General features: G+C 67.5%; 17 protein-coding genes. 7 read left to right on the top strand and 10 right to left on the bottom strand.

What is annotated here, in order from left to right; genetic code table 11:
• Positions 1 to 6 precede the first annotated feature (6 nt).
• The 5 genes from KU887_RS23080 to KU887_RS23060 all read right to left on the bottom strand — a co-directional run bounded on the left by KU887_RS23080 (position 7) and on the right by KU887_RS23060 (position 5036).
• Positions 7 to 1110, bottom strand: a complete 1104-nt coding sequence (locus tag KU887_RS23080; RefSeq protein ID WP_048985080.1) for a GTP-binding protein — start codon at positions 1108 to 1110, stop codon at positions 7 to 9.
• A complete protein-coding gene (locus KU887_RS23075; protein ID WP_058903433.1) occupies positions 1107 to 1721 on the bottom strand; it encodes a UbiX family flavin prenyltransferase in 615 nt (204 codons plus the stop codon). The genes KU887_RS23080 and KU887_RS23075 overlap by 4 nt, the downstream gene beginning before the upstream one ends.
• Positions 1718 to 3112, bottom strand: coding sequence for a UbiD family decarboxylase (locus KU887_RS23070; RefSeq protein ID WP_006498780.1), 1395 nt, complete (start codon positions 3110 to 3112; stop codon positions 1718 to 1720). Before KU887_RS23070 ends, KU887_RS23075 begins: the two co-directional genes overlap by 4 nt.
• Positions 3113 to 3193: 81 nt before the next feature.
• Positions 3194 to 4099, bottom strand: coding sequence for an amidohydrolase family protein (locus KU887_RS23065; RefSeq protein WP_006484751.1), 906 nt, complete (start codon positions 4097 to 4099; stop codon positions 3194 to 3196).
• A 34-nt stretch (positions 4100 to 4133) separates the two neighbouring features.
• Positions 4134 to 5036, bottom strand: coding sequence for an amidohydrolase family protein (locus KU887_RS23060; RefSeq protein ID WP_058903431.1), 903 nt, complete (start codon positions 5034 to 5036; stop codon positions 4134 to 4136).
• Positions 5037 to 5277: 241 nt separating this feature from the next.
• Here KU887_RS23060 and KU887_RS23055 point away from each other — a divergent pair, with 241 nt between their 5' ends.
• Positions 5278 to 6168 carry a LysR substrate-binding domain-containing protein gene (locus KU887_RS23055; protein ID WP_006484720.1) on the top strand — a complete coding sequence of 297 codons (891 nt, stop codon included), beginning with the start codon at positions 5278 to 5280 and terminating at the stop codon, positions 6166 to 6168.
• A gap of 10 nt (positions 6169 to 6178) precedes the next feature.
• Here KU887_RS23055 and KU887_RS23050 read toward each other — a convergent pair whose 3' ends face one another.
• Positions 6179 to 7072, bottom strand: a complete 894-nt coding sequence (locus KU887_RS23050) for a LysR substrate-binding domain-containing protein (protein ID WP_258258290.1) — start codon at positions 7070 to 7072, stop codon at positions 6179 to 6181.
• A gap of 117 nt (positions 7073 to 7189) precedes the next feature.
• On the opposite strand from KU887_RS23050, the gene KU887_RS23045 reads away from it, so the two are divergent.
• On the top strand, positions 7190 to 7684 hold the full coding sequence (locus KU887_RS23045) for a (2Fe-2S)-binding protein (protein WP_006484745.1): 495 nt from the start codon (positions 7190 to 7192) through the stop codon (positions 7682 to 7684).
• 1 nt (position 7685) lies between these two features.
• Positions 7686 to 9932, top strand: coding sequence for a xanthine dehydrogenase family protein molybdopterin-binding subunit (locus tag KU887_RS23040; RefSeq protein ID WP_258258289.1), 2247 nt, complete (start codon positions 7686 to 7688; stop codon positions 9930 to 9932).
• 97 nt (positions 9933 to 10029) lie between these two features.
• Here KU887_RS23040 and KU887_RS23035 read toward each other — a convergent pair whose 3' ends face one another.
• The 4 genes from KU887_RS23035 to KU887_RS23020 all read right to left on the bottom strand — a co-directional run bounded on the left by KU887_RS23035 (position 10030) and on the right by KU887_RS23020 (position 15290).
• On the bottom strand, positions 10030 to 11370 hold the full coding sequence (locus KU887_RS23035) for an amidase family protein (RefSeq protein WP_258258444.1): 1341 nt from the start codon (positions 11368 to 11370) through the stop codon (positions 10030 to 10032).
• A gap of 14 nt (positions 11371 to 11384) precedes the next feature.
• Positions 11385 to 12725, bottom strand: a complete 1341-nt coding sequence (locus tag KU887_RS23030; RefSeq protein ID WP_258258288.1) for an MFS transporter — start codon at positions 12723 to 12725, stop codon at positions 11385 to 11387.
• A gap of 11 nt (positions 12726 to 12736) precedes the next feature.
• Positions 12737 to 14233: an amidohydrolase family protein gene (locus tag KU887_RS23025; protein ID WP_258258286.1), complete on the bottom strand. Its 1497-nt coding sequence runs from the start codon at positions 14231 to 14233 to the stop codon at positions 12737 to 12739.
• 169 nt (positions 14234 to 14402) lie between these two features.
• A complete protein-coding gene (locus tag KU887_RS23020; protein ID WP_012493516.1) occupies positions 14403 to 15290 on the bottom strand; it encodes a LysR family transcriptional regulator in 888 nt (295 codons plus the stop codon).
• A gap of 438 nt (positions 15291 to 15728) precedes the next feature.
• Here KU887_RS23020 and KU887_RS23015 point away from each other — a divergent pair, with 438 nt between their 5' ends.
• From KU887_RS23015 to KU887_RS23000, 4 genes are all read left to right on the top strand, one after another.
• On the top strand, positions 15729 to 16424 hold the full coding sequence (locus tag KU887_RS23015) for a YfiR family protein (RefSeq protein ID WP_058903426.1): 696 nt from the start codon (positions 15729 to 15731) through the stop codon (positions 16422 to 16424).
• Positions 16421 to 17689 (top strand): diguanylate cyclase domain-containing protein, encoded by a 1269-nt coding sequence (locus tag KU887_RS23010; protein WP_258258284.1) that lies wholly within the window; start codon positions 16421 to 16423, stop codon positions 17687 to 17689. The genes KU887_RS23015 and KU887_RS23010 overlap by 4 nt, the downstream gene beginning before the upstream one ends.
• An 86-nt stretch (positions 17690 to 17775) precedes the next feature.
• Complete coding sequence (locus KU887_RS23005) at positions 17776 to 18285, top strand: OmpA family protein (RefSeq protein ID WP_205671891.1); 510 nt, start codon at positions 17776 to 17778, stop codon at positions 18283 to 18285.
• A 401-nt stretch (positions 18286 to 18686) separates the two neighbouring features.
• A complete protein-coding gene (locus tag KU887_RS23000) occupies positions 18687 to 20825 on the top strand; it encodes a type VI secretion system Vgr family protein (protein ID WP_258258282.1) in 2139 nt (712 codons plus the stop codon).
• Positions 20826 to 20840: the final 15 nt, after the last annotated feature.

Genomic DNA, 20840 nt, shown 5'->3' with positions numbered 1-20840 from the left:
TGCCCGTCAGGCCGCGACCGGCGCGGCGAGACAGGCATGGAAACGGTCGGTCAGCGCGGCGCGATCGAGATCGCGGCCGATGAAAACGATGCGCGACGAGCGCGGCTCGCAGCCCCACGCCTGCGCGGCGCGCAGTTCGATCACGCCGTGCACGCCCTGCAGCACGTAGCGCTGCGCGCGACCCTGCACGGCGAGGATGCCCTTCATCCGGAACAGGTTCGCGGTGTCGGCGCGGCGCAGCTCGCCGAGCCAGGCTTCGAGCGCGTCGAGATCGACGTCCGCGTCGACTTCGATGCCGACCGACGATACGCTTGCGTCGTGTTCGTGGTGATCGTCGTGGTCGTCGTGCGGATGATCGCCGTGTGCGTCGTGGCCGTGCGCATGCGTGTGTTCGTGTTCGTCCGCATGCGGCGCCTCGACCGCCAGCCCGTCGCTCTCGACGAGAATCTGCGCGAATTCGTTCGCGCCGATCCCGAGGATGCGATCGAGATCGACCTGCGCGTAGCTCGACGTCACGATCTCGGCGGTGCTGTTCAACTCGCGCAGCCGCGCGGTCAGCGCGCCGACGTCCGTCGCGTCGACGAGATCGACCTTGTTGATGACGATGCGGTCCGCGCAGACGATCTGGTCGACCGCCTGGTTGTCGCGGCCGTCGAGCACGAGATCGTCGAGGTGCGCGCGAATATGCTTCGCATCGACCATCGTGACGACCGCATCGAGCGCGACTTCCTTCGCGATCGGATCGTCGAGAAAGAAGGTTTGCGCGACCGGATACGGATCGGCGAGCCCGCTCGTCTCGACGATGATGTGATCGAGCCGGTCGGGCCGGGCGACCAGCATCCGCACGATCCGCACGAGATCCTCGCGCACCGCGCCCACGCAGCACACGCAGCCGTTCGTCATCTCGTAGATTTCCTCGGTCGATTCGAGCACGAGGCCGCCGTCGATGCCGATTTCGCCGAACTCGTTCTCGATCACCGCGATCTTGCGGCCGTGTTTCTCGCGCAGGATATGGTTCAGCAGCGTGGTCTTGCCCGCGCCGAGGAAGCCGGTCAGCACGGTGACCGGAATCTTCTGGACGTCGCTGTGGGTGGTGTGGATGTGGGTCATGACGCGTCTCCGTTGAGTCGGTTGGGCTGCGGATGGGGCCGTGATTCGCTGTCTTTCCAGCGATGGACGGTGCGGGAATCGAGGTCGAACAGGTCGAGCACGCGGCCGAGCGTGTGGTCGATCATCTGCTCGAGGGACGTGGGGCGCGCATAGAACGCCGGCACGGGCGGCGCGACGATCGCCCCCATCTCGGTCGCGGCGGCCATGTTGCGCAGGTGCGTGAGCGTGTACGGCGTTTCGCGTGCGAGCAGCACGAGCCGGCGGCGTTCCTTGAGCGCGACGTCGGCGGCGCGCGCGATCAGGCCCGCCGACAGCCCGCTCGCGATCTCCGCGAGCGTCTTCATCGAGCACGGCGCGACGATCATCCCGAGCGTGCGGAACGAGCCGCTCGCGATCGGCGCGGCGATGTCGTCGCTGCGGTACAGCACGCTCGCGCGCGCGGCGACGTCGGACAGCTTGAAATCGGTCTCGTGCGCCATCGTCAGCGCGGCGGCGCGGGACACCACCACGTGCGTCTCGATGTCGAGTTCGCGCAGCAGCGCGAGCAGCCGTATCCCGTACACGAAGCCGGACGCGCCGCTGATGCCAACCACGAGCCGCCGCGCGCTCATCGCGGCGCTCCGGCGAGTTGCGCGACGAGATGCGCGGCACGCTGCATTGCAGCGTCGCCGACCCGGGCGCGCACGCCGTCGAAGCGCGCGCCGCGGGTCGCGTCGACGCCCATTCGCGACGTCGTGCCGTCGGCCGACGACGATGGGTCGAGCGGGCTGCCGGGCAGCCCGTCGACGACGAACAGGTCGCGATGCGGCTGGAAGTGCGTCGCGATCGCCCACAGCACCTGCGCGTCGTCGGTGATGTCGATGTCGCTGTCGACCGCGACGACGTTCTTCAGGTACGGGTCCCAGCCGAGCAGCGCGAGCATGATCTGGCGCGCCTCGCCGTCGCGCGACTGCTTCAGCGCGACGTAGCAGTGAAAATGCGTGCCGGAATTCGGATAGTGGATCGCGGTGACGGCCGGAAAGCGCGCCTTGAGCTTCTCGCTCATCTCGGCTTCGCGCGGCAGCCGCGCGAGTGTCAGGTGTTCCGCGTACGGGCCGCCGACGACGTCGACGAGCCATGCGTCGTCGCGCCGCATCATCGTGTCGACGCGCAGCACGTTGTTGGTCGAGCGATCCGACGAGTAGCCGGTGAATTCGCCGAACGGGCCTTCTTCGGCGTGCGCGTCGGGATCGATCGTGCCCTCGAGCACGAACTCGGCGGCGGCGGGTACGCCGATGCCGTGGCGCGGTGTGCGCACGAGCTGCAACGGCGCGCCGAACAGCCCACCCGCGATCGCGCGTTCGTCCGCGCCGAACGGCACGCGCGCGGCGGCCGCGAGCATGACGAGCGGATGTGCGCCGATCACCATCGCGACTTTCAGCGTGTCGCCGCGGGATTTCGCGGTTTGCAGCATCCGCCACAGATGGCCGCGCGAATGCAGGCTCGTCGCCAGCGCGTTGCGCGCGTGCGGCATCGAGCGGTGATAGCTCAGGTTCGCGATGCCCGTCACCGGATCTTCGGCGACGATCACCGCGTTGGTCACGTATGGCCCGCGATCCGTTTCGAAGTGGCGGATCATCGGCAGGTGCGCGAGATCGACCGCGTCGCCTTCGACCACATGATCGAGCACGGGGCCGTGCGGCACGACGACCGGCGCGACGGGCGCGTTCGCGCGCTGCTGCCACGCGTCGAACAGCCGGTTCGCGTCGACGCCGAACAGCCGGCCGATACGCGTGCGGGACGCGAAGACGTTGGTGACGAGCGGCGTCGACAGGCCGTCGATGCGCTCGCAGACGAGCATCTCGTGCCGGCCGCGCGCGGCGAGCGACGCGACGACGGCGGTGACGTCCTGGTCGGCGGACAGCGGCTGCGCGATCGTCAGCACGTCGTCCGGAAAGCGTTCGCGATAGGCGGTCGCGAAGTGATGAAAATCCTGCTGCTCGGCGAAAAGGCTCGACGCCATGATGCACTCCGTCGGATGCGGAAGGGAAAAGGCCGGACCGCGTGCATGCCCGTGGCGGCACGCGGTCCGGGCGCCGGCGCGTTACACGTAGGTCGCCGTCAGGCGCTTCTGTGCTTCGTCGAGATCCTTCGGCGGCCTGGTCGGCTCGATGCCGACGAGGCGGGCGATGTTGTTGCCCATGTAGTCCTCGAGGCCGTCCTCGTCGAGATCCATCCCCTGCGGCGCGGGCCCGCACAGCATTTCCAGCTCGCGCAGCCACATGCCGGGCTCGTTCGGCGGCGAATCGGTGCCGAACACGATCTTGTTGCGCGGCAGCTCGCGCGCGAATTCGACGATCCGCGACTGGTAGCACCAGCCCGATTCGCAATACACGTTCGGCGTGTCCATCGCCATCCAGAACGCTTCGAACGAGTAGTTGCCGCCCGTCTGGATGCCGAAGTGACCGATGATGAAGTTCACCATCGGAAACTCGCGGATGATCGGGTAGAACTGCGTCGGAATCGTGTACGGCCCGTCGCCCGTATGGATCAGCACGACGGTGTTGTACTTCGCGCACACCTTCATCGCTGGGCGCAGCCAGTCGAGCGCGCGGTCGGGCCGGTAGCCGTGCATGTTCGCGTGCAGCTTCACCATCTTGAAGCCGTACTCCCTGATGTGGAATTCCAGCTCCGCCGCACCGTTTTCCGGGCCCCAGCGCGGGTTGTACGTGAAGTTGCCGATGAAGCGGTCGGGGTACTTCTGCGTGAGTTCGGCGATGTACGCCATGTAGTCGCGAATGCCGTCGCGGCCGCGGCGATTGCCGTCGCGATAGCCGGTGTTGCCAGGCGGCGGCTGGATGAACCCCATGTCGATGCGGCGCGGCTTGCCGTTGATGATGTACGGGCCGTCCATCATCTTCAGCAGGCGTTCGCCGGTGAACGGTTCGCCGGTATGGCGCCACGCCTCGTCGACGAGGTTGGTCGGGTGCAGGTGCGTATCGATGATCATGCAATGCTCCGGAATCGGGAGAGAGGGGCGCGCGTCAGGCGGCGAGCAACGCTTTCGCTTCGTCGACGGTGCGCGGCGCGGGCGTCGGTTCGAGGCCGATCATGCGCGCCGTGTTGTTGCCGAGGTAATCCTCGAGCGTGTCCTCGTCGAGATTCATCCCTTGCGGCGGGTCGAAGCACAGCACTTCGAGCAGGCGCAGCCACATGCCCGGTTCGTTCGGCGGCGTGTCGGAGCCGAACAGGATCTTGTGCTTCGGCAGCACCTTCGCGAATTCGACGATGCGCGATTGCAGGCACCAGCCCGATTCGCAATACACGTTCGGCAGATCCATCGCGAGCTGGAACGGCTCGAAGCAGTAGACGCCGCCCGTCTGCACACCGAAGTGCGCCATGATGAAATTGACCGTCGGGAATTCCTTGATCATCGGCACCCACTCGGTCGGGATGCTGTACGGGCCGTCGCCGGTATGCAGCTTCACGAGCACGCCGAGTTCCGCGCATTTCTTCAGCGCGGGGCGCAGCCAGTCGAGCGCGCGGTCGGGCCGGTACGCATGCATGTTGGCCTGGAATTGCACCATCTTGAAGCCGAGCTTGCGCACGTAGTGATCGATTGCGTTCACGCCGTTCTCCACGCCGCAGCGCGGGTTGTAGACGAAGCAGCCGATGAAGCGGTCGGGATGCCGGTGCACCATCTCGACCGTGTACGCCATGTACGCGTCGATCGATTCGGTGCCCGACTTTTCGCCGTCGGTATACGTATAGATGGTGTTGCCTTGCGGCGGCTGGATGAACGCCTTGTCCACGCGGCGCGGCTTGCCGTTGATGAGGAACGGGCCGTTCATCGTCTCGATCAGGCGTTCGCCGGTGAACGGCGGGCCGTCGTGGCGCCACGCGAGGTCGACGAGATTCGTCGGGTAACAGCTGGTGTCGATGATCATCTACTCGATCTCCTTGAGAGGAACCGGAAAAGCCGGTTGCCGGGTCGCGGGCAGGCACGTCGATGAAGCGACCTGTCGGTCGGATTCATGCGGCCCTTTGCAAGGCGCTTTTTTTTCGCGCCTTCCCCTCGCCGGCATCGAGTGACACACTGCGGCGTGCACTGCTGCTTGAGACCGAGTGTCACAAGCCGAATGTGCTCTGTACAATATTTTTTACTGACGCTCTTGATACGTTTGCGATATGGACATGCGTGTGTTGCGTTACTTCGCGGTGCTGGCCGACGAACTGCATTTCGGGCGCGCCGCCGCGCGGCTCCATATCTCCCAGCCGCCGCTGAGCCAGCAGATCCGGCTGCTGGAAGAGCAGCTCGGCACCGCGCTGTTCGTGCGCTCGCAGCATCGCGTCGCACTCACGGAGGCAGGGAAAACACTGAAGGAACAGGTGCCGCTGATCGTCGCGCAGTTCGATCGCGCGATCGATCTGACGCGGTGCGCGGGGCGTGGCGAAGTCGGGCGCCTCGCGGTCGGCATCATCAGCTCGGCGATGGTCGCGCCGATCCCGCACGCGTTGCGCGTGTTCGCCGAACGCCATCCGCACGTGCACTGGTCGCTGCACGAGATGACGCCGGCCGCGCAGATCGATGCGCTGAAGGAGAAGCGGCTCGACGTGTGCTTCTTCCGGCTGTTCCAGGACGATCCGTCGATCCGCAGCGAGATCGTCGTGCGCGAGACGGCCGTGGCCGTGCTGCCGCCAGGCCATCCGCTCGCATCACGCGCTGCGATCGCGCTCGGCGAGCTGGCCGGCGAGCAGTTCGTGTCGTTCGGCCTGCGGCATTCGCAACTGGCGCGCTTCCTGCAGCAGAGTTGCGTCGATGCGCGCTTCACGCCGCGGATCGCGCACGAGGTCGTCGAAGTGCACACGCTGCTGTCGCTGGTGCGCGAAGGGCTGGGCGTCGCGCTGCTGCCGGCGTCGTCGCGGCAGATCTCGACGGGCGGCGTCGCGTTCGTGCCGCTGTTGCCGCCGGCGCTCGAGGTATCGCTGCAGGCGCGTTACCGCGCGGACGATACGTCGGCGGTGCTCGGCGCATTTCTCGATACCGTGCGCGAGGTCGCGGCGGAATTCACTGCCTGAAGCGCGCGGGTCAGCGCGCGAGCGATTGCATGACCAGCGCGCCGATCGCGTCGATCAGCGGTTTCACGCGTGCGTGCCGCTCGCGCGGCCAGATCGCGTGGAGGTTGTAGTGGGTCGGAATCGCGATCGTGCAGAGCTCGACGAGCCGGCCGTCGCGCAATGCATCGGCGGCGAGCAGCCCGCGCACCAGTCCCGCGCCGCACCCTGACGCCAGCGTCGCGACGAGCCCGGCCGCGTTGTCGAACACGGCGATCGTCTCCGGTTCGACGGGCGCCAGCCCGGCCGCTTCGAGCCACGGAATCCACGAACGCTTCGTATAGCCGAGCAGCGGCAGCTCCAGCACCTGCTCGGGCGCGAGCGGCGCGGCGAGCCCGTAGCGGGCGAGCAGTGCCGGTGCGGCCATCGCGGTCAGCCGGTCGGGGCAGACCAGTGCACTGTCCACGCCTTCCCATTCCCCGTAGCCATAGCGCAGCGCAATATCGACACGATCGAACGCATCGCGGTCGTGGCGCGGCGCGGACAGCACCGTCAGCGTCGTGTCGTCGAGCGTGCGCATCAGTTCCGGCAGCCGTGCGGGCAGCCAACCCTGCATCAGTTCAGGATCGACGTCGAGCCGGAGCGACGGCGCGGTCGTGCGCCCCTTGACCGACGACAGCGCGCGATCGATCTGTTCGAGCCCGTCCGACAACTGGTTCGCGAACAGCGTCCCCGCGTCGGTCAGGATCACGCGGCCGCCGGCCCGCGCGAACAGCGGCTGGCCGATGAATTCCTCGAGCGAGCGGATCTGCTGGCTGATCGCGCTGTGCGTGAGCGCCAGCTGACGCGCCGCGCTCGAAAAACTGCCGACCCGCGCGGCCTGCAGGAACGCCTGCATCGACTGGATCGAAGGGTATCGCTTGAGCATCTGTTAGTCCGACTGACAGGGATTCGACGAAATGATCGCTGGCGTGGCCACCCATCGCGTTTCGATAATGCTCCGAAACCGCGCACCGACCCATGAATGCGAATCAGGAGACTGCACATGATCGACATCGTCGTGAACGATACACGCCATTCGCTCGAGAATGTACCGGACGACATGCCGTTGCTGTGGGTGCTGCGCGACCGGCTCAGGCTCACCGGCACGAAGTTCGGCTGCGGCAAGGGCCTGTGCGGCGCGTGCACCGTGCATCTCGAAGGGCAGGCCGTGCGGTCGTGCCTGATCCCCGCTGTCGCCGCGAACGGGCGGCACGTGACGACGATCGAAGGGCTGTCGCCGGACGGGCGCCATCCGCTGCAGCTTGCATGGGTGGCGGAGGACGTGCCGCAATGCGGCTATTGCCAGCCAGGGCAGCTGATGCAGGCCGCCGCGCTGCTGAACGGCGGGCAGCCGGTGGATGACGCGGCGATCGTGTCGGCGATGTCGGGCAACATCTGCCGCTGCGGCACCTATGCACGGATTCACCGTGCGATCAGGCGTGCGGCCGCCGGCGATCCGGCGTTGAAGGCTGCCGCCGAACCCGTGAAGGAGGCGTGACATGCGCGACGATCACGCAACGGATGCACCGAGCACCGACGACACGCCGCGTCGTCGCTTTCTCAAACAGACTTCCGCGCTGCTCGCCGCCGGCATCGCGATCGGTTTCCGGATGCCTGATGCGGCCGCCGCGGGCAAGCGTGCGAGCGGCGATCCGCATCCGTCCGCGGGCGAATTCGAACCGAACGCATGGGTGCGCGTGCTGCCCGACGACACGATCAAGCTGGTCGTGCACAAGCACGATTCGGGCACCGGCACGCGTACCGCGCTCGCGGCGGTGGTGGCGGAGGAGCTCGACGTCGATCCGTTTCGCGTCGACGTGATCACGCCGGAAGATCCGTTCTTCGCCGACTACATCCATCCGCTGTGGAAGGTGTTCTCGACCGGCGGCAGCACGAGCGTCGCGATGGAATACGAGCGGTTGCGTCGCGCGGGTGCGACTGCGCGGGCGATGCTGGTGGCCGCGGCGGCGCGGCAATGGAGCGTGCCCGCCTCGGCGTGCACGACGGCCGATGGCGCCGTGCTGCATGCGGCGAGCGGGCGCCGTGCGACATACGGGTCGCTCGCGCAGGCCGCCGCGCAACTGCCCGCACCGACGCAGGTCGCGCTGAAGGACCCCGCGCAGTTCCGCTACATCGGCAAGCTGCGCAGCAAGCGCGGCGCCGCGCAGAAGGCCGATGGTTCGTTTCCGTACAGCATCGACGTGTCGCTGCCCGGGATGCGGGTGGCGGTCGTCACGCGCGCGCCGGTGATCGACGGCCGCGTGCGCCGCGTCGACGCGAAGGCCGCGCTGGCGATTCCCGGCGTGCGCGAGGTATTGCAGATTCCGCCGCGCCCCGACGTGCTCGGCGGCAACCAGGCCGGCGTCGCGGTGCTCGCGGACGATTACTGGTCGGCCCACAAGGGACAGGCTGCGTTGACGATCGAATGGGAGGACAGCCTGTTCGAGACGTTCGACAGCGGCACGCTCGCCGCGCGTCAGGCGGCGTGGATCGACGATCCGACCGCGCGCGTCGTACCGACGATCGCCGACGGCGATCCCGCGCATGCGAAAGCGCCCGGCGCACGCATGATCGAAGCGTCGTATTCGATGCCGCACAAGGCCGCGAATCCGCTGGAACCGATCAACCTCACCGTGTGGGCGCGCGACGGCGGCATCGAATACTGGGGCGGGCTGCAGGTGCCGTCCACCGCGATGGAAGCGGCCGACGTGATCGGCGGCATTCCCGCACATCGCGTGACGTTGCACGAGCTCATGTCGGGCGGCAGTTTCGGCGCGCGCGAAGCGAAGTACTGGCTGTTCGAGGCGACGTGGCTCGCGGTGAAGACGGGCAAGCCCGTGAAGCTGATGAACAGCCGCGAGGACGAGATGCGCGCGTTGTTCTATCACGCGGCGAGCCACCACCGTGCGCGTGCGGTGCTCGATGCGCAGGGCAATCTCGCGTCGCTGTGGCTGCGTGGCGTGATGCCCGCGTCGCCGCAGCAGTGGGAGCCCGGTTATCTCGAGCGCACCGACCGGATGGATTTCAGCACGACCGAAGCGCTCACCAAATGGGAGTTCGCGTACCGTGCGCCGCATCGCGATATCGGCTGGATCCGCATGGAGACGGGCGTGCCGACCGGCTGGTTTCGCGCGGTGAGCTACATCCCCAACGTATTCGCCGTCGAATCGGTGATGGACGAAGCCGCGCATGCGGCGAAGCGCGACCCGGTCGAATTCCGGCTCGCGCACATGCATGACCGGCCACGTCATGCGGCCGTGCTGCGGGAGGCCGCGCGGCGTGCCGGCTGGGGGCAGCCGCTGCCGGATGGCGTCGCGCTCGGTGTGGCGACGAACCAGGCCTACGACAGCTATGTCGCGGTGGTCGCGCGGGTCGTGCGCCAGGACGGCGCGGTGAAGGTGGAGAAGCTCACGTGCGTGGCCGATTGCGGGATCGCGGTGTCGCCGTCGGGCGTCGACGAGCAACTGTACGGCGGGCTGATGTGGGGGCTCGGCCATGCAACCGCCGATCGCATCGATTTCAAGCACGGCCGCGTGCAGCAGTCGAATTTCGATACGTATCGCGTGATGCGGATGCGCGACATGCCCGACACCGACATCCATGTCGTGCAGGGCGATCCGGCGAAGCCGGGCGGGGTGGGGGAACTGTCGAGCCCCGCGGTGACGCCTGCGATCGCGAATGCGGTGTTCAGGCTGACGGGCAAGCGGTTGCGGGAGACGCCGTTCGATCTGTCGGCGTTGACATAGCACGCGAAAGACAGTCGCGGCGACGCGCGGCATGCGCGGCGGGGATCGCTTCGCACGAGCAGGCGCTTCGCACGGGGCATGCCGTACCGGGGCCCGGCTAACGAACCATCGCGCGCCATTCGGCCGAGAATTGCCGCGCGGCGACGAAGCACGCGGCGTCGTCTCCGGGCGCGCCGATCAACTGCACGCCGACCGGCAGTTCACCCGACGCGAAGCACGGTGCGCTGACGACCGGCAGCCCCGCGAATGAAATCGGTTGCGTGAGCAGGCCGAGCGCCTTCGCGGGGGCGAGCGCGACGCCGTTGATATCGACGGTTGCGTCGGTGAAGTGCGGCGCCGCGCACGGTGTCGAAGCGGCCAGCAGGACGTCGTAGCGCGCGAACAGCGCTTCGAGGCGCGTGCGCCACGCGGCACGGCAGGCGAGCGCCTCGCGATACACGGCGCCGGGGACGGCGAGGCCGATTCCGATGCGCGAGCGCAGGTGTTCGGATACGAGTGCCGCCGGCGCGTCGAGCAACCCGCTATGGGCGCGTGCCAGCTCCACGTTCGAGATCACGAGCGCCGCTTCGCGCACGTTCGCGATTTCGTCGCTGCCGACAGACACCGATTCGCGCGCCCGCAGGCAGGCGGCCACGCGCCGGACGGCGCGTTGCGCATCCGCATCGGCATGTGTTTCGAAATCGCCAGTCAGCACGGCGACGCGTAGCGGCACGCCCGGATCGCGCACCGGCTTCGAGCGCGGCGCATGGGCTTCGCACAGCGTGTCGTACAGCACCGCGAGATCGTCGATATCGTTCGCGAACCCGCCGACGGTATCGAGCGATGCGGCATACGGCAGGCAGCCGGTCCGCGACAGCCGCCCGTCGCCGGGGCGGAATCCCCATACGCCGCACAGCGCCGCCGGCGCGCGAATCGATCCGTTCGTATCGCTGCCTAGCGCGAGCGGCACGTATCCGGCGGCAACCGCGGCGGCGGAGCCGCTCGACGAGCCGCCCGTCATGCGCGTCGGGTCGGCCGGCAGGTGCACCGCGCCGTAGTGCGGATTCACGCCGGTGGCGCCGCATGCGAGTTCGTCCATGTGGGTTGCGCCGATCGGGACCGCGCCGGCCGCACGCAATCGTGCGACCGTTGCCGCGTCGGCGCTGGCGGGTGGCAACGCGGCGCGCGCGGGCGATCCCGCGACCGTCGGGTAGCCCGCCACGTCGACATTCCACTTCACGAGGAACGGCACGCCTGCCAAGGGGCCCGGGTCGTCCCCGTCCCGCACGAGGCGGTCGACGCGCAGCGCGTCGCGCCGTGCCCGTTCGTCGAAAGTGCGTGCGCAGGCATTGATCGCGTCATCGCGCGCGGCGATGTCGGCGAGCACGGTTTGCACGAGCGACTCCGCGCTCACCCGCCCGCTGCGCACGCCCGCCGCCAATGCCAGCGCACTGCGCATCGAAGGCGCCGCGCTCATGAGCGCACCATGAGCCGACGCGGAATCGCCAGGATCAGCGCGGCGGCGGCGAACAGCGTGAAGGCGAGCAGCGCGACACCGAGTTCGGTGCTGCCGGTCAATCCCGTTGCATAGCCCATCAGCGTCGGCCCGACGAATCCCGCGACGGCCGCGCCGATATTGACGAGCCCGGCGCCGCCCGCGGCCGCTTCGCCCGCGAGAATCCGCGACGGCAGGCTCCAGAACATCGCGAGCGTGCTCATGATGCCGGCCACACCCGCGGTCAGGCACGCGACCGCAAGCACGGGATGCGCGCGCATTCCGAGGCTCGCGAGCAACGCAACGCCGCCGAGCGCGACCGGCAGCGCCGTATGCCAGCGGCGCTCGCCGGTTCGCACCGAATGCTGCGCGTTCGCGACCATGGCGACCGACGCGACCAGATACGGGAAGGCGCTGACCAGCCCGATTTCGAGGTTGCTCGGCGATCCGAGCGCCTTGACCATCGTCGGCATCCAGAACACGAGCCCGTAGTTGCCGACGTTGTAGAGGAACGACGTCGCGAACAGCAGCCACAGGGTCGGCTCGCGCAGCGCAGCGCCGAGCCGGGTACGCTTGCCGGCCGCTTCCTGAGCCATTTCCGCGTGGATCATCCGTTTTTCCGTATCGGTCAGCCAGGCTGCATCGTCGATCCGTTCCGTCACGCGGGCGAGCAGATAGCCGCCAAGCACGATGGCGGGCAGGCCTTCGATCAGGAACATCCACTGCCAGCCGCGCAACCCGAAGCCGCCGTGCGTGGCGTCCATGATCCAGCCGGACAGCGGGCCGCCGACGATCACGCCGAGCGGCATCGCGAGAAACAGGAACGCCATGACCTTCGCGAGCCGGTGCGAGGGAAACCACACGCTGAAGTACGCGATCACGGCCGGAAAGAAGCTTGCTTCGGTCACGCCGAGCAGGAAGCGCAACGCATAGAAGCTCGCGGTGTCGCGGGTCGCGAGCGTGGCGACCGACACGACGCCCCACGTCAGCATCGATCCGGCGAGACAGCGCTTCACGCCGATCCGCCGCACGAGCCAGCCGGCCGGCACCTGCAGCAGCAGGTAGCCGACGAAGAACAGGCCCGCGCCGACGCCGTAGGCGGCGTCGGTGAGATGCAGGTCGGTCACCATCTGCAGCTTCGCGAAGCCGACGTTGACACGGTCGAGATAGCCGAAGAAATAGCAGACCAGGATCAGCGGAACGATGCGTCGGCTCAGGCGCGCATAAAGTGCGTCGAGCCCGGGCGTGGCGGATTCGGCGTGCGGCCTCGAACCGCGGTGCATGCCGCGCGGCGTGGCGGCGCCGTTGGGATTCGTCATGGTGACTCCGTTCAGGTTGACTCGGGGCCCGCTGTCGCGATCGCGCGAGCGCGCGTCGCCGCCAGGCGATCCTGGACGTCGCGGCGCAGCGCCCGGCCGGGACGCGCGCCGGTGTGACGGCCATGTTCGAGCACGGCCCGTCCGTTGACGAAGACGTGTTCGATGCCTTCGGGGCGTAGCGTCGGGCTCGCGAACGTCGCGCGATCGATCACGCGTGCCGGATCGAACACGACGAGATCGGCGTAGTGACCGACCGCGAGCCGTCCGCGCCGTGCGATGCCGAACTGCTCGGCTGTGAGGCCCGTCATCTTGCGCACGGCGGTTTCCAGCGGGAACAGGCCGCGCTCGCGGGAGAATTCGCCGAGCACTCGCGGGAACGTGCCCCACAACCGCGGATGGGGGCGCTTGTCGTTGGGCAGTCCATCCGAGCCGACCATCGTCAGCTCGTGCTGAATGATGCGCTCGACATCCGCCTCGTTCATGACGAAGTAAATCGCGCCGGCGGGGCGTAGCGCGTCGATTGTGGCGTCCACCGAATTGCCGAACAGCGGCAGCAGTTCGTGGAAATCGCGGCCCGCGAGTTCGGGATGCGGCTTCGACCAGCCGAGAATCACGCGGGACGACTGACGGACGCGATCCGCGCGCAGCATCGTCGACGTGGCCGGATACGGATGACAGTCGAGACACAGCGGTTGCAACTTGCGCCGCGCGTCGATATGCGCGAGCGTTTCGATCGAGCGGCCGTGGTTGGCCTTGCCGGCCACCTTGTGATGCGACAGCACGACGCGCACGTCGAGCGCGCGGCCGATCGAGAACGCTTCGTCGAGCGATGCGATGATCGCATCGCTTTCGTCGCGCAGGTGCGTCGCGAATACGCCGCCCGTCTCGCGCAGCGGCGCGCACACATCGATCAGTTCTTCCGTCGGCGCGGCTGCCGCGGGCGGATAGAAGGTGCCCGACGAGACGCCGAACGCACCGGCCGCCATCGCTTCGCGTACGTCGGCCGCCATCGCCGCGATTTCGGCTGCGCTGGCCGCGCGGTCGAGATCGGCCATGTGCCGCACGCGCAGCGTCGAGTGGCCGATCAGGGCCGCCGTATTGACGGCGGCGGGCGTCGCGTCGAGCGCGTCGAGATAGGCGCGAAAGGACGGGAAGCGGAACGCCTGCCACGCGCCCAGCAGGTCGAGCGGCTGCGGCACCTCGCGGTTGGCGAGCAGCGGGGCGAGACTGATTCCGCAATTGCCGGCGATCACCGTGGTGACACCCTGCGCAACCTTCGGCTCGACGTCGGGATCGGTCAGCACGAATGCGTCATCGTGCGTGTGACTGTCGATGAAACCCGGCGCGACGACGAGGCCGCCCGCATCGAGCGTGTGCGAGGCCGTCGCGCCGCCCAGATCGCCGATCGCGGCGATGCGCTCGCCCGTTACGCCGAGATCGGCCTCGAAGCGTGCGGCCCCGGTGCCGTCGATCAGCTCGCCGCGACGCAGGATCACGTCGAAATGCATGGTGGTTCCTCCAGAATCCGCGCGGAGCCGGGCCGCGCCCGTTTCCGTCGTTCATGTTCGCCACCATCGTCTCCAGCCATTTTTCGCGAGTCCAATGCCGTTCGGCTCGCGATTCATGCGAAACCGGCATCAATGCGGGCGCTGTCGCGCCGCCGTGTGGCCCGCGGCGTTATGCGAACGACGCCTGCACCAGCGCAAGCAGGTCGCTCGCGAAGCTGGACATCGAGATGGCGCGATGCCGCACGATGCCGACCCGGCGCTCGATCGTCGGGCTCGCGATCGGCACCGTGCGTACCGCGGGCGAACCGTAAGCACGCAGCGCACTCTCCGGCAGGATCGCGCAACCGACCCCGGCCGCTACCAGTGCGGCAACGCACGAGATGTGCTCGACCTCATAGAACCAGCGGGTTCGCACCGCTTCCTGGCCCATCAGCATTTCGAGCAGCAGACGATTGCCGCTGTCGCGACCGCCGATGATCAGCTTGGCGTGCCGCAGTTCACCGAGCGTGACGGCGTCGGCGTGCGCCAGCGGATCGGCGTCGTGGGCCGCGAGCACGTAGCGGTCGGTGAAGAGCGGTTCGAACACGAGATCGTCGTCGTCGCCGGGATGCAGGCTCACGCCGAATTCGGCGATGCCCGCGCGCACTTGCGACAGCACGAAGTCGTGATTGCCGTCGAGGATCTGCACGGCGACGTGCGGATACTTGGCGGCGTAGCGACGCAGCACGTCGGGCAACGCCTGAGCGACGACCGTCGGGATCGACGCGAGCCGTACCTTGCCGTATCGCTTTTGCGCGATGTCCTGGATCGACGACAGCATCATCCCGAGCTGCGCGATCTGCTCGCGCGCCATCGGCAGGAACTGGCGGCCGACACCCGTCAGCGTCACGCTGCGGGTGGTGCGCTGGAACAACTCGACACCGAGCGTCTGTTCGAGTTTCTGGATGCGGCGCGACAGTCCCGGCTGGGTCAGGTTCAGCTTTTCCGCCGCGCGATGGAACGTACCGAGTTCCGCAACGGCGACGAAGGCTTCGAGTTCCGAGTTTTCGACTTTCATGGCGTTCCAGTAGTTGACCGACTCCGGCATGCCGACGTATCGCGGCAGGCCTCGCGGATATTCTCGCCGGTCTCGCTTGATGATCGCCGCAAGCGTACATGCATTGCCGGCCGGGTCGGCGACGAGTGGCCCGCGTACTGACGCACGAGCCGTCGCAGCGTTGACGAACGTCTGACGTTTGCCGCGCACCGGCATCCAATCCGCTGATCAATCCGTCGACGTCGATGATGAATCGACGTCGGCCCGCGCGTTCGGCCGCCTCCCCGGGCGGTGGCATCGAATCCGCATACTTTCCGACGTTTTCTCGGGTGTTTCCCACTGCTTGGTGATCCGAATTTTTACCTAAGATGAAGAAATCGTGCGCGTCATTCGGTGCTTGCATGCGCATGGAGGGAGGCAGGAGGCAGCGCCGGAGCGATGCCAGCGGATGTTGCCATCATGGAAGCGAAAGTGTGCGCGGCGGCTGCCTGTCTTGCGACGGCGGCGACGCCAACGGGCGCGGCGGAGATCGCCGCACGGACCACGAGCCGGCCCGGCCGGATCACTTCGCTGCGCCACGCGTTGCTCGCAATCGTTTGCGTTCTGGGGGCCGCGCCGGCCGTACTCGCCGGGGCACCGACCGATGCCGACGGCCCGCCCGACAACGCGCACATCGTCCCCGCCGCGAACCCCGTCGATTCGGGCATGTCGTCACACGACACGGCCGTGCGTCAGGTCGTGCTCGGCATCATCAGCTTCACGCGCTGGCCGACGACGCCCGTTCGTCTGCATCTGTGCGTCACCGGGCGGCCCGACTACGCGCGTGGCCTGACCGACACGCTGCAGGCCGGCTCGACGTTGCTCGACGTGCAACGCGTCCGCTTCGACGATCCGTCGCTCGGCATCGCGTGCGACGTCGTCTATCTCGGCACGTTGAGCAACGACGAGCGCGCGCGGGTGAGAGCCGCATTGGCCGGCCATCCGGTGCTGACGATCGCGGAACACGATCCGTCCTGCACCGCGGGCGGCATGTTCTGTCTCAACGTCGACGGCGACCGCGTGTCGTTCGACATCAATCTCGATGCCGTCGCGCGCAGCGGCGTGCGCGTGCATCCGAATGTTCTCAATCTCGCACGACGGCCGGTGACGCCATGACACGCTCCGCGCTCCCCGTTCCCGCTTCGCGCCTGCCGCGCCCGACGCTGCAAAGCGTGTTGCGTCGGGCGCACCTGCGCCTCGCGTTCGTCGCCGTGACGATGGCCGCCGTGTCGTTGATCGTCGTCGCCGTGATCGCGCTGCGCGCGTATGCCGGCAACAACCTGAACCTGCTGGCGCGCTCGCTCGGTTACACGGTCGAGGCGGCCCTCGTGTTCGGCGATCGCGTCGCGGCGAACGAGGCGATCGGCATGATCGCCGGCGACGAGGACGTCGCGCAGGTGGTCGTCACCGACAGCAACGGGCAACTGTTCGCCACGTGGCAGTTACCGGCCCGAAACGGGGTCGCGCGGCTCGAGCGCGCCGTCGCCGATGTGGCGCTGCCGGGGCCGGTGACTGTCCCGGTGATGCATGACGGCATCATCGTCGGCCACGTCGTCGTGCGTGGCCGCGGGCATCAGTTCTTCGGATTCCTGCTCGGGGGCGTCGGCGGCATTCTCGGCTGCCTGGCCGTCAGCGTATTCGGTGCGTATGTCAGCTCGAAGCGTCTGCTGCGCAACATCGTGTCGCCGCTGCGCGCGCTGGCGGGCGTCGCGCATGCGGTGCGACGCGAGCGTGCGTTCGCGCGGCGTGTCGAGCCGGCGGCGATCGCCGAACTGAACCAGCTCGGCGACGACTTCAACGCGCTGCTCGACGAATTCGAAGACTGGCAGAACACGCTGCGCGACGAGAACGCATCGCTCGAACACAAGGCCACGCATGATGCGCTCACGGGGTTGCCCAACCGCGTGCAGTTCGAATCGCGCCTCGCGCTTGCGCTTTGCGACGCCACGTTGACCGGGCAGCGGGTCGCCGTGCTGTATCTCGACTGCGACCGCTTCAAGGAGATCAACGATTGTCTCGGCCACGACGCCGGGGATGCGGTGCTGATCGGCATCGCGTCGCGGTTGCGCACGCGGGTGCGCGAGACCGATGTCGTCGCGCGCCTGGGCGGCGACGAATTTGCGGTGATGCTGGTGGCGGTGCCTGAAGCGGGCAGCGTGTGCCGGATCGCCGACGAGATTTTGTCCGGCATGGCGCCGTCGATCGAGTTGTCCGACGGCCGCGTGGTGGCCACCATGATGAGTGCCGGCGTTGCGCTGTATCCCGATCACGCGTCGGACGCGAGCGGCTTGCTGCGCGCGGCGGATATCGCGATGTACCGCGCCAAGCGCGCGCGGCCGGGATCGTGGCAACTGGCGGAGAGCGTTGCAGGGCCGGTGTGAGGTCGATCGACTCGCGCTGCGGGCGAGGCCGCGGCGGCGGTTAAAAGAAGCGCTTGCCGGGCGGGCGCAACGGAAGGGGATGCGAAATGAACCACTCGTTTCCTGTGAGCATGGGGCGGATGTGCGTCGGGAGCGCACTGCTGCTGTGCATGCTGCTGGGGGGCTGCAAGACGCCGCCGCTTCATCGCGGGCTGACGCAGACGCAGGTCACGGCGCTGAAGTCGGCCGGATTCCAGGAGACCGGACAGGGATTCGAGTTCGGATCGACCGGGCCGATTCTGTTCGATTTCGACCGGTACAACCTCAAGCCGGACGTGCGGCGGATCGTCGAAAGGATCGGGCGGACGTTGCGGTCGGCGGGGATCAACGGGGTGCGGGTGTATGGGTACTCGGATGACGAGGGGGCGGCGGCTTACGATCTCGAGTTGTCGAGACGGCGGGCTGAAGTCGTTGCCGTCGAACTGGCCGACGTCGGGCTGGATGCGAAGCGGATCGCGGTCGTGGGGCGAGGGAAGAGCGATCCGGTGGGGGACAACAAGACGCCGGTGGGGAGGGCGCAGAATCGGCGGGCCGCGATCGTGGTTTCGCCGCGGTGAGGGAAGTGCGCCGTGATGGCGATTGCACGCCTGCCGACCAGCAGGTTGCCTAGTATGTTTGTTCAAACACCGACCCGGGAATGCCTTGGTGCGGTCGGTCTGGACGGTTTCTTACCATTGTCACGCAGACACCCGAGCATCCGTTGATCGTCACGGTGTTCCGGGCGGTCCAGGTTATCGACACGCGCGCTGACACGGTTTTCATTGCAGACCGTCGTACTGCGCAGCCGTGGGCGATAGCCTTCAGTCAGCTTCACTGCTGGCTCAGTTCTTTCGGTTTTAGGGTCGGAAAGCAAACGTTTGCGCGAGACTTTCGCGCAGTCGGGTTTTACCCTACATTATCGGGGCTTCGGGCCGGCGAGCCGGCTCATGGAACCTGAGATCACACGCAAGGAACAAGAATGAGTTTCGCTCCGAACGGGGGTATTCCCAGTGGATTGGGCGGTGGTGCGCTCGGCTCGTTGAGCGCACTCGGGGGCCTCGCGGGCCCGGTGGCGTCGAGCGTGGCCGGCAGCCTCGGGCCGCTCGCCGGGCTGGCCGGGCACGTCGACACCGTCCAGCGCGCGATGCAGCTTGCGCAGACCGGCTTCTCGCTGATGGACAAGACGCCCGGCGCGATCGCCGAAGCGATCAACGGCGCCGCCAACCCGGCACGCCTGACCCAGCTCAACCGTTACGTGACGCTCGATACGCCGCTCGGCCCGGATGTGCTGCTGGTCAGCGCGGCCGTCGTCGACGAGCACGTGAACCGGTTGCCGGAAATCCACCTCGACCTGCTGTCGCATCGCCACGACCTGCGCCCGGAGGACCTGATCGGCCAGCAGGTCAAGATCCGCTTCGATCAGCAGGCGCGCCTGTCGACGCTCGAACGCGTCGTCGCGTCGGGGGCAGTCGAGGGCGACCGCTACTTCGACGGCTACGTCGCGTCGTTCGACCGGGCCGGCAATCCCGGGAACGTCACGCAATACCACCTGACGGCCGTGCCGTGGTTCTGGTTCCTCACGCGCTCGACCGACTGCCGGATCTTCCAGAACAAGACCGCGCAGGACATCCTCACCGAGATCTTCCAGGAACACGGTTTTTCCGATTTCACGTTCGACATCCGGACCAGCCAGAAGCCGCTCGAGTACGTCGTGATGTACCAGGAGAGCTACTACAACTTCTGCGCGCGGCTGATGGAGCAGGAAGGGCTCGTGTGGACGCACCGCTACGAGAAGGACAAGCACTTTCTCGTGATCGGCGACACGAACCTGCTGTTCCGCCCGATCGACGGGCTCGCCACCGTGCCGTTCGCCGCGACCGAGGCCAGCGAGGACAGCGGCATCGATCAGTTGCACGAAGGTCGGCGCTTCGGCGTCGGCAAGGTCACGTTCCGCGACTTCAATCACCAGAATCCGTCGTCGCCGCTGATGCTGGTCGAGGCCGGGCCGCAAAACCTCAAGCATGCGCGGCTCGATGCGACCGAGCGCTTCGAGCACCAGTCGCTGTACGACCACGGCGACGACGGCAACCGCTATGCCCGTTTCGCGATGGAGGCCGAGGAGGCGCAAGCCCATCGCTATACCGGCGGCGGCTACGCGTGGCGTATGACGACGGCCGGCGCCGTGACCGTCGCGAATCACCCCGTCCTCGAGAACAACCAGGAGTACGTGATCCTGCACGTGCGTCACGAGGCCGTGAACGACTATACGCAGCACAGTGCGAAGCTGCCGTACCGCAACAGCTTCGCACTGCTGCCGAAGAAGATTCCGTACCGTGCGCCGCGCGCGACGCCGAAGCCGGTGATTCACGGCACGCAATCGGCGATCGTCGTCGGGCCGAAGGGCGAGGAAATCTATACGAACGGCAGCGCGGTGAAGGTGCATTTCCCGTGGGACCGGCGCGGCAAGAAGGACGGCTCCGATTCGATGTGGGTGCGCGTGTCGCAGCCGTGGGCGGGCGACGGCTGGGGCGCGGCCGCGATTCCGCGGATCAAGCAGGAAGTGCTGGTGGCGTTCAATCAGGGCGATCCGGATAACCCCGTGATCGTCGGCCGCGTGTTCAACGGCGAGCAGGGCAACCCGTATCACGGCGCGGCCGGCCAGACGATGGGGATCAAGAGCCAGACGCACAAGGGGCAGGGGTCGAACGAGATCCGCATGACCGACACGAACGGCATGCAGGAATTCTTCATGCACGCGCAGAAGGACATGAACACCGTCGTCGAGAACAACGAGACGCACAAGGTGCTGGGGCCGCTGCGGACCGTGCTGGTGGCGACGGGCAGCGAAGAAAAGCAGATTCCGCAGGGCAACCTGACCGAGACGATCGCCGAGAAGCGCAGCACCACGGCGACTACCGTCGAGGTCACGACGCCGGCCAAGGATGGTGGCGGCGGTACGCAGGTCTACGTGGCCGAGCGCGGCATCCTGCTCAAGGTGCAGAACAGCTCGATTTCGCTCGCGCCGGAAGGTATTCGGTTGGAGCACAACGGCTCCGTGATCCTGATGACCGACGACGGCGTGATGGTCAACGGCAAGCGCATCGATCTCAACAAATAACTCGACGAACACCAG

It is taken from the genome of Burkholderia sp. EMB26, from assembly GCF_024730645.1.
In the GTDB taxonomy this organism is placed as follows: domain Bacteria; phylum Pseudomonadota; class Gammaproteobacteria; order Burkholderiales; family Burkholderiaceae; genus Burkholderia; species Burkholderia cenocepacia.
Note: the sequence above shows the minus strand (reverse complement) of the source record. Positions and strands in the feature narration are given on the sequence as shown.

Excerpts from the sequence above, each read along its gene's own strand:
- KU887_RS23080 (WP_048985080.1), bottom strand. The coding sequence starts at position 1,110 with ATGACCCACATCCACACCACCCACAGCGACGTCCAGAAGATTCCGGTC.
- KU887_RS23075 (WP_058903433.1), bottom strand. The coding sequence starts at position 1,721 with ATGAGCGCGCGGCGGCTCGTGGTTGGCATCAGCGGCGCGTCCGGCTTC.
- KU887_RS23070 (WP_006498780.1), bottom strand. The coding sequence starts at position 3,112 with ATGGCGTCGAGCCTTTTCGCCGAGCAGCAGGATTTTCATCACTTCGCG.
- KU887_RS23065 (WP_006484751.1), bottom strand. The coding sequence starts at position 4,099 with ATGATCATCGATACGCACCTGCACCCGACCAACCTCGTCGACGAGGCG.
- KU887_RS23060 (WP_058903431.1), bottom strand. The coding sequence starts at position 5,036 with ATGATCATCGACACCAGCTGTTACCCGACGAATCTCGTCGACCTCGCG.
- KU887_RS23055 (WP_006484720.1), top strand. The coding sequence starts at position 5,278 with ATGGACATGCGTGTGTTGCGTTACTTCGCGGTGCTGGCCGACGAACTG.
- KU887_RS23050 (WP_258258290.1), bottom strand. The coding sequence starts at position 7,072 with ATGCTCAAGCGATACCCTTCGATCCAGTCGATGCAGGCGTTCCTGCAG.
- KU887_RS23045 (WP_006484745.1), top strand. The coding sequence starts at position 7,190 with ATGATCGACATCGTCGTGAACGATACACGCCATTCGCTCGAGAATGTA.
- KU887_RS23040 (WP_258258289.1), top strand. The coding sequence starts at position 7,686 with ATGCGCGACGATCACGCAACGGATGCACCGAGCACCGACGACACGCCG.
- KU887_RS23035 (WP_258258444.1), bottom strand. The coding sequence starts at position 11,370 with ATGCGCAGTGCGCTGGCATTGGCGGCGGGCGTGCGCAGCGGGCGGGTG.
- KU887_RS23030 (WP_258258288.1), bottom strand. The coding sequence starts at position 12,725 with ATGACGAATCCCAACGGCGCCGCCACGCCGCGCGGCATGCACCGCGGT.
- KU887_RS23025 (WP_258258286.1), bottom strand. The coding sequence starts at position 14,233 with ATGCATTTCGACGTGATCCTGCGTCGCGGCGAGCTGATCGACGGCACC.
- KU887_RS23020 (WP_012493516.1), bottom strand. The coding sequence starts at position 15,290 with ATGAAAGTCGAAAACTCGGAACTCGAAGCCTTCGTCGCCGTTGCGGAA.
- KU887_RS23015 (WP_058903426.1), top strand. The coding sequence starts at position 15,729 with ATGGAAGCGAAAGTGTGCGCGGCGGCTGCCTGTCTTGCGACGGCGGCG.
- KU887_RS23010 (WP_258258284.1), top strand. The coding sequence starts at position 16,421 with ATGACACGCTCCGCGCTCCCCGTTCCCGCTTCGCGCCTGCCGCGCCCG.
- KU887_RS23005 (WP_205671891.1), top strand. The coding sequence starts at position 17,776 with ATGAACCACTCGTTTCCTGTGAGCATGGGGCGGATGTGCGTCGGGAGC.
- KU887_RS23000 (WP_258258282.1), top strand. The coding sequence starts at position 18,687 with ATGAGTTTCGCTCCGAACGGGGGTATTCCCAGTGGATTGGGCGGTGGT.